Origin of the sequence: Paraburkholderia sp. RL18-085-BIA-A (assembly GCF_046027075.1) — a bacterium.
Classification (GTDB): Bacteria; Pseudomonadota; Gammaproteobacteria; order Burkholderiales; family Burkholderiaceae; genus Paraburkholderia.
In genome coordinates, this window is record NZ_JARESU010000113.1 from 20,967 (window position 1) to 28,214 (window position 7,248).

Genomic DNA, 7,248 nt, shown 5'->3' on the forward strand with positions numbered 1-7,248 from the left:
CATGAGCGCCACTCAGGCTTCCGCGCGTTGGGCCAAGCCTGTCGGCGGCGCGCTGCTGGCCGCCGCCGTGGCGCTACCCGCCGTCGCCAGCAACTATGTCGTCGATGTCGGCCTGACCATCGTCACCTATTCGATCCTGGGTCTCGGGCTGAACATCGTGGTCGGCTATGCCGGACTGCTCGATCTGGGCTACGCGGCCTTCTTCGCGATCGGCGCGTACACGACTGCGCTGCTGGAAACCCTGCTGCACTTCTCGTTCTGGGAAACGCTGCCGTTCAGTCTCGCGTTCGCCGGGGTATCTGGCATCGTCATCGGCTATCCCACCCTGCGCCTGCGCAGCGACTATCTGGCGATCGTCACGCTGGGGTTCGGCGAAATCACGCGTATCGTCGCCACCAATCTCGACATCACGGGCGGCCCGAACGGCATCTTCGGCATCGCAAGCCCCAGCCTGTTCGGTTTCGAGATCAGTTCGCCGCTCGCGCTCTACGAACTGGGCATGGCGTTCCTCGTGGTGGTGCTCGTGTTCGCCATCCGGCTCGGGCGGTCGCGGCTGGGCCGCGCCTGGACCAGCATCCGCGAGGACGAGGCAGCCGCCGAGGCCGTCGGCGTGCCGACGCTGCGCGTCAAGCTGCTTGCCTATGTGATGGGCGCGCTGATCGGCGGGCTGGGCGGCAGCCTGTTCGCCGCCCGCTTCGGCACCATCGATCCGACCGGCTTCACCTATCTGCAGTCCGTCACGATCCTGATCGTCGTCGTGCTCGGCGGCCGGGGCAGCATTCCCGGTGTGATCCTCGGCGCCATCATCGTCGCCGGCCTGCCGGAGATGCTGCGTTTTCTCAACCTCTGGCGCATCTTCGCTTTCGCGATCGGGCTCGTGATCCTGATGCTGCTAAGGCCGCAGGGGTTGTGGCCAGCACCTTTGCGCCGCGTCGCGCCGCCGCGCAAGGGCGCTGACGCCGATCAGGCCCCTGTGCCCAGCCACGCCGTCACCGGCGAAATCCTGCTGGCGGTGCGCGACATGCAGCGCCGCTTCGGTGGCGTGCTGGCGGTCGGCGGTGTCAGCTTCATGGTGCAGAGCGGCGAGATCGTGAGCCTGATCGGTCCGAACGGCGCCGGCAAGACAACCGTGTTCAACTGCCTGACCGGCGTGATCCGCCCGACTGGCGGCCAGATCGTCTGGTGCGGGGAACGGCTTGCCGGCGGGGCGCCTCATCGCATCGTCCATCAAGGCATGGCGCGCACCTTCCAGGGCATCCGCCTGTTCGGCCACATGACGGCTTTCGAAAACGTCCTGACCGGCATGGATCATCGGCTTCGGACACCGCTCGCAGCCGAGCTTCTGGCGTTGCCGTCCTCGCGTGCCGAGGCGGCGGATCATTCCACTGAGGGCCTGCGCTGGCTCGCCTTCGTCGGTCTTGCGGGCCGGGCGGGCGAGCGCGCCGCCGATCTGCCCTACGGCGACCAACGCAGGCTGGAGATTGCCCGTGCGCTCGCCAGCAGCCCTCGCCTCCTGCTGCTCGACGAGCCGGCTGCGGGCATGAACCCGACCGAGAAACGCGCGCTGATGGAACTGATCCGGCGTATCCGCGATCATGGCGTGACGGTGCTGCTGATCGAGCACGACATGATGCTGGTGATGGGCGTATCGGACCGGATCATTGTGATGGATCACGGCGTCATCATCGCCGAGGGCCAGCCCGCCGCGATCCAGGCGGACCCCCGTGTGATCGATGCCTATCTCGGCACAGCCGAAAAAGATGAGGCGAACGACGATACTGCCGGGGAGAAATCGCTGTGGGACTCCTAGAAATCCGCGATCTGCGTGTGAGCTATGGGAATGTCGAAGTGCTGCACGGCATCTCGCTGGACGTCGCACAGGGCGAGATCGTCGCGTTGCTAGGCAGCAACGGCGCGGGAAAAACGACCACCCTGCGGGCGATTTCCGGATTGATCCGGCCGCGCGCGGGCGACATTGCAATGGATGGCCAGCGTCTGATGGGACTGCGCGCACACCAGATCGTGGCGCTGGGTCTGGGTCATGTGCCAGAGGGGCGACGCATTTTCGGGGCGCTGACGGTGGAGGAAAATCTGCATCTCGGCGGCTATCTGATCCGGCGTGACAGTGCGGCATTGCAACAGCGACGGGATCAGCTCTATGCGACTTTCCCCCGGCTCGGCGAGCGACGCAGCCAGTTGGCAGGCACGCTCAGCGGCGGCGAACAGCAGATGCTGGCGATTGCCCGCGCCCTGATGCTGCGCCCGCGTATCGTGGTATTGGACGAACCCTCGATGGGACTCGCGCCGAAGCTGGTCCGGGCGATCTTCGGCATGATCGCCGACATCTGCAGCGAAGGCACCTCGATTCTCCTCGTCGAGCAGAACGCCCGCCAGGCGCTGCGAATCGCTCATCGGGCCTACGTGCTGGAAAGCGGGCGCATTGCGCTGGCGGGGTCCGCCCGCGAGTTGGCTCAGGATAGCCGGGTCCGCGCTGCCTATCTGGGCGGCAGTGCTATCGCGGCAGAGTAACCCGCCAACTGAGCAATTGACATCGGCTGAAACACGTCAGACACAATGGAGGCAAACATGTCAGAGATCGAGAAGGAAAAGGTCGTTGAAGTCCTCAACCGGATTCTGGAATCTGAACTGGCTGGGGTCGTTCGTTATACTCATTACTCATTCCTGGTATTTGGATTTGGCCGCATCCCCATTGTGGCGTGGCTGCGGCAACAGGCCGACGAATCGCTCGTGCACGCTCAGCAGGCCGGCGAATGGATCACCACCCTGGGTGCCTACCCGTCTCTGGCGATCGGTCCGCTTCTCGACTCGCATGTCTTCGACATTGCCTCTATTCTGCGTGAATCGCTCGAAGCCGAGAAAGTCGCGCTTGACCTGTATCGGGATCTCCTCGCGCTGACGGAAGACCGTTCAGTCGCGCTGGAAGAATACGCGCGGCAGATGATCCACGTCGAAGAACTGCACGCCGGCGAGGTGGACAAGATGCTGCGTCGCCCCGGAGCGATGACGACGCCGCCTGATCGCGGCACGGCGCCGGCCTGAGTTCAAGGGAGAATGCATCATGCTGAATTACCCTGCTGCCTATCAGTCCACCAAAGGCTCGGCGCTCGACGTCGACAAGACGTTCTATCAGCGCATCGCCTCACAGCACGATACCCGCACGCTGGTCGAATCGATCGTCGTGCCGATCCGCTCGGGGCAGGCGTGGACCGTGCCGGCCGGCCACGTGTTTCGCATTGTCACGATCGAAGGCCCGCAGGTTGCCGACCTGAACATGTGGAACCGGCACGACCCGCGCGAGCGCATGTGGGCATCGCGCACGCGCCAGTTGCAGCAGGCGCACGTGAGCACGTTCGACCGTCTGTGGTCGACTCTGCCCTTCCTGCGTCCGATGGTGACCATCACGGATGACAGTCTCGCAAGCTACGGCGTCGACGAGCACGGCGGCCGTGTCCACGATCTGCTCGGCACGCGCTGCGACCCCTATGTGAACCGCATGCTGACCGGCGAGGATTTTCATTTCCACTGCCACTCCAACCTGACGCGCGCCATCGCTCCGTATGGATTGACTGAGTACGACGTCCACGACGTGCTCAACGTGTTCCAGTGCACCGGCCTGAATCTCGAAGACAAATACTTCATGAAGGCGTGTCCGGCAAAGAAAGGCGATTACCTCGAATTCTTCGCGGAGATCGATTTGCTCTGCGCACTGTCGACCTGTCCGGGCGGCGATCTGTCAGTGCCGATGTGGGGACCCGACGCGCGCGATCCGCTGGAAGTGTGCCGGCCGCTTGGCATCGAGATCTGGCAACTCGCGCCACAGATGCTGGACGGGTGGACGCCGCCGGCTGTGGCTGCCTACAAGGGGCAGCACGGAATGGTGCTGAATCAGCCGCAATGGAAGTAAGGCTGCTGCAGCCCGCCCTGATGGAACTCCGCCAGGAGCAAGGCGAGGCCATCCGCCTGGAGCAGTTGCACGAGTCCTTCGAGCGTGCACTGCGCGAAGGTCATCTGGTGTCTGTCTGCTTCACGTCGGCGGCCAACGGTGCCGGCATCGCGGATCTGCCCGATGTGTTCGCGGTGCCTCCTGCCCGGCAGGAATCGATGGTGGCGCAGCACAAAAGCCGGCGCGACACCGCGCTGCCGTGAATGGCCGCCGCTCCCCTTGCATCTGAGGACATCATGAAAGTTATCGTACTCGGTGGCGGGGTAGTCGGTGTGACAACCGCGTACCAGTTACAGAAGGATGGCCATGAGGTCGTGATCGTCGAGCGACAGCCTTTAGTCGCAGCGGAAACCAGTTGGGGTAACGCGGGCATGATCGCGCCCGGGCATTCCTTTGTCTGGTCCTCGCCCAAGGCGCCAATGATTCTGCTCAAATCGCTGGTGCTGAAGGATCAGGCGTTGCGCTTCAAGTTCTCGGCGGATCCCAGGCTTTACAGCTGGTCGTGGCGCTTCCTGATGGAATGCACATCAGAGAAGGCGCGCCGCAATACCCTGCTCAAGCATCGGCTTGCCGCGTACTCGCAACGCGTGCTGCAGGATGTGATCGCTGAGGACGCCATTGAATACGATCGAAATGACCGCGGAATTCTGTATTTCCATCGAACCCAGGAAGCGTTGGACCGCGGAGTCGAACACATGAAACTGCTGGAATCCGATGGGCAAATCATCAGGGTTCTCAGCCGCGATCAGGTCGTCGCACTCGACCCGTCGCTGGCTTCGGCAAAAGACAGGATAGCGGGCGCCATTCATTGCCCGACCGATGAGACCGGCGACCCTGCGAAGTTCACCCGCGCCCTTGCGGAAAAGATTGGCGCGCGTGGCGGTACGCTTCTGTCGGACACCACTATCGACGGCTTCGAAACCGCCGGGCAGGACGTGGTGGGCATAAGAACGAGTCGAGGCCTTGTAAAAGGCGACGCGTATGTGCTCGCCCTTGGCCCCTACAGTCCGGTTCTTGTCCGACAGATCGGCATCGATCTTCCGATCTATCCGATCAAGGGATACGCCCTCACGATTCCGATCGACGGCCGGCCATTGCCGCCCACCGTTGCAGCGGTCGACGAGCACAACCTGGTGGCAATCTCACGCTTCGGCGACCGGATCCGGGTCACCGCGACGGCGGAGTTTGCTGGCTACGACACGAGCCACAAGCCTTCTGATTTTGCGTTTATGAAGAGCGTGACACAGGAACTCTACCCTGCCGGCGCCAACTACGATCGCGCCGACATGTGGGCCGGGCTCAGGCCGATGACGCCGACGAACTTGCCATTTTTTGGGCGCAAGAAGTATCGCAATCTTTTTCTGAATACCGGTCACGGTCATATCGGCTGGACCATGTCACACGGATCGGCTCGAATCACGGCCGACCTGATCGCGGGACGAACACCGGCGATTCCGATGGTGGGGCTGCTTTGCGACTGATAGCGACGCGTTTTGCAGTCAAAACGTCGTGCGCCAGGGCATTGTTCGGAAGGGGTGTTGCGAAGTGGTGTCGGCTGGGGGAGAAACTGGAAATCGTAAAGCCGGTTGAGATAACGCCATACATACAAAGCCGGACAGAAACTGGCTACCCGGGGATTTGCCGGTGGACCAGGTGATTGCCGATGGTGCGTACTACAGCATCGAGCGTTCCGAAGCGCTCTCACGCGCGGGCGTGACACCGGTGATTCCCCCGCCGGCTCACGCCGTCGTGCATGGCGATGAGCGGACCCGTTGGCATGATCAACTTGTCAGACACATCCACGACACAGGCATCTATGCGTTCCACAACAAATACGGCTACGGTTTGCGCGCGCGAGTCGAAGCCCAGGTTTCGCGCATCAAGCGATGCATCGGAACGCGTTTGCTGACGCGAAAAACCGAATCACAACAGCACGAGGGCGTGATCATCGCCAACATCATTAACCTGTGGAACGCCTTTGCCAAACCGGTTTCCGTTAAAAATGCATAGTCGCGTCCGCAGCACGGAAACTCGGACCCTTCCGAACAAAGCCCAGCAGCAGCGCAAGCGCTTAGTCAGGCTTCCCGTAACAAAAGATGCTTTCGCCTGCGCTTTGCCACTTCATCCATCAGCCGACATACCAACCGCCCCCGCGAATTCGCGGGGGCAGCCTACCAAGTCGCCTTCAGGGACCGCGACCTGCTGCGGGACGGGTTCCATCAGTACTTGATGTCCCGCTTTGCCTGGCGGCCACCTTGCTTCGTGTCGCGCTTGTCCTGCCGACACTGGGAGTTGCTCTTTTCGTTTGCGGCCCGGCAGTCGACCTTGTTCGAGCGCGCCTCATGTTTGGCGCTCTGGTTGACGTTCCTGCCGGCTTGCCGCTGTTGCGACTGGTTGGTGGCGAATGCTGAGCCCGATAGCACCAGGAGTCCGGCTGCGGCGAACATCGCGCTCGACCGCCTCCAGATTCCGCTTCTGGCTTTGACCATTTTCACGCTCCTTTGTGTGTTCGGTTGAAACGGCGATCAGTTGGCTCGTCATGCCTCCTTCGTCTGCTCGCTTCGATATGGCGTCGGGTTGGACCGAGCGGCCGGCCACCAGGGTTTATCCGCCGTGTCGGTCCCTGGAGGGAACTCCGAGTAAATATAGAGCATTTCACCGAGCGCACGGCATCGGCCGTTCTGCGAATGCTCGGGCTCGAGCATTTTGATACAACTGGTGTCACCCGGTGACAACCCGGTGACGAGCATTTCAGCATGAGGCGACCAGAGCAGGCGTTCGGGGGCGCCCGCGGTTCGCTCACGTTTGCCAACCGTCAATGAGGCGCTGCGCTGCACTGTAGCCACTCATCAGGGTCTCTGCTTCGGTAGGGAACGGGCTGCCATCGTCCCTGCCAAAGCGCAACGAATGAATCGTCGCAGGACTTGCGTCCGTCGAAATACGCACAACTGCAACGTATCCTGCGGCCATGAAAACGACCTTTTCGTTGGAAAGCCTGCCGATGGGTTCCGTGTCGACCTCAATGTGGAAGCCCTTATAACCGTATTCCCGATGCATATCGCACCACCTTTTCACAGCCTCCTGACAAGCCGTAACCGTTACCCGTGGGCCACGCACGTGGCGCCTTGATTCTGGCGCCAGTGCCCTTGGTGGTCCAGTCGCTGGCTCCCGGCCGCCCTTCCTAGCCCATGTGCAGGCCACCGTTCAGCGAAAAGTCAGCCCCTGTGGCGAAGCCCGCTTCGTCGCTGGCAAGCCACGAAACAATCGAGGCAATTTCGGTAGCT

9 protein-coding genes and 1 pseudogene are annotated in these 7,248 nt (G+C 62.3%); 7 read left to right on the top strand and 3 right to left on the bottom strand.

Annotated elements, in window-relative coordinates; genetic code table 11:
- Nucleotide 1: 1 nt before the first annotated feature.
- From P0D89_RS40190 to P0D89_RS40220, 7 genes are all read left to right on the top strand, one after another.
- Complete coding sequence (locus P0D89_RS40190) at nt 2-1,810, top strand: branched-chain amino acid ABC transporter ATP-binding protein/permease (RefSeq protein WP_408366896.1); 1,809 nt, start codon at nt 2-4, stop codon at nt 1,808-1,810.
- Complete coding sequence (locus P0D89_RS40195; protein WP_408366894.1) at nt 1,798-2,529, top strand: ABC transporter ATP-binding protein; 732 nt, start codon at nt 1,798-1,800, stop codon at nt 2,527-2,529. The genes P0D89_RS40190 and P0D89_RS40195 overlap by 13 nt, the downstream gene beginning before the upstream one ends.
- A 57-nt stretch (nt 2,530-2,586) precedes the next feature.
- Entirely contained in the window at nt 2,587-3,060 is a 474-nt protein-coding gene (locus tag P0D89_RS40200) for a ferritin-like domain-containing protein (protein ID WP_408366892.1), read from the top strand.
- A 19-nt stretch (nt 3,061-3,079) separates the two neighbouring features.
- Nucleotides 3,080-3,925, top strand: a complete 846-nt coding sequence (locus P0D89_RS40205) for an urea carboxylase-associated family protein (RefSeq protein WP_408366890.1) — start codon at nt 3,080-3,082, stop codon at nt 3,923-3,925.
- Nucleotides 3,916-4,167, top strand: a complete 252-nt coding sequence (locus P0D89_RS40210) for a hypothetical protein (RefSeq protein WP_408366933.1) — start codon at nt 3,916-3,918, stop codon at nt 4,165-4,167. The genes P0D89_RS40205 and P0D89_RS40210 overlap by 10 nt, the downstream gene beginning before the upstream one ends.
- A gap of 33 nt (nt 4,168-4,200) precedes the next feature.
- Nucleotides 4,201-5,445: a D-amino acid dehydrogenase gene (locus P0D89_RS40215; protein WP_408378322.1), complete on the top strand. Its 1,245-nt coding sequence runs from the start codon at nt 4,201-4,203 to the stop codon at nt 5,443-5,445.
- Nucleotides 5,446-5,608: 163 nt separating this feature from the next.
- Nucleotides 5,609-5,974: a transposase gene (locus tag P0D89_RS40220; RefSeq protein ID WP_408378319.1), complete on the top strand. Its 366-nt coding sequence runs from the start codon at nt 5,609-5,611 to the stop codon at nt 5,972-5,974.
- A gap of 209 nt (nt 5,975-6,183) precedes the next feature.
- Here P0D89_RS40220 and P0D89_RS40225 read toward each other — a convergent pair whose 3' ends face one another.
- From P0D89_RS40225 to P0D89_RS40235, 3 genes and pseudogenes are all read right to left on the bottom strand, one after another.
- The gene (locus P0D89_RS40225) at nt 6,184-6,453 is read right to left on the bottom strand and encodes a hypothetical protein (protein WP_408366886.1); all 270 of its coding nucleotides are present in this window, start codon (nt 6,451-6,453) and stop codon (nt 6,184-6,186) included.
- Between the two features lie 310 nt (nt 6,454-6,763).
- Entirely contained in the window at nt 6,764-7,021 is a 258-nt protein-coding gene (locus tag P0D89_RS40230; protein ID WP_408366884.1) for a hypothetical protein, read from the bottom strand.
- Nucleotides 7,022-7,145: 124 nt separating this feature from the next.
- Nucleotides 7,146-7,248 (bottom strand): annotated as a pseudogene (locus tag P0D89_RS40235) (beta-ketoacyl-ACP reductase); the annotation flags it as partial.

Bases quoted from the DNA above. Each gene is read 5' to 3' on its own strand.
- P0D89_RS40190 (WP_408366896.1), top strand. From the start codon at position 2: ATGAGCGCCACTCAGGCTTCCGCGCGTTGGGCCAAGCCTGTCGGCGGC.
- P0D89_RS40200 (WP_408366892.1), top strand. From the start codon at position 2,587: ATGTCAGAGATCGAGAAGGAAAAGGTCGTTGAAGTCCTCAACCGGATT.
- P0D89_RS40205 (WP_408366890.1), top strand. From the start codon at position 3,080: ATGCTGAATTACCCTGCTGCCTATCAGTCCACCAAAGGCTCGGCGCTC.
- P0D89_RS40210 (WP_408366933.1), top strand. From the start codon at position 3,916: ATGGAAGTAAGGCTGCTGCAGCCCGCCCTGATGGAACTCCGCCAGGAG.
- P0D89_RS40215 (WP_408378322.1), top strand. From the start codon at position 4,201: ATGAAAGTTATCGTACTCGGTGGCGGGGTAGTCGGTGTGACAACCGCG.
- P0D89_RS40225 (WP_408366886.1), bottom strand. From the start codon at position 6,453: ATGGTCAAAGCCAGAAGCGGAATCTGGAGGCGGTCGAGCGCGATGTTC.
- P0D89_RS40230 (WP_408366884.1), bottom strand. From the start codon at position 7,021: ATGCATCGGGAATACGGTTATAAGGGCTTCCACATTGAGGTCGACACG.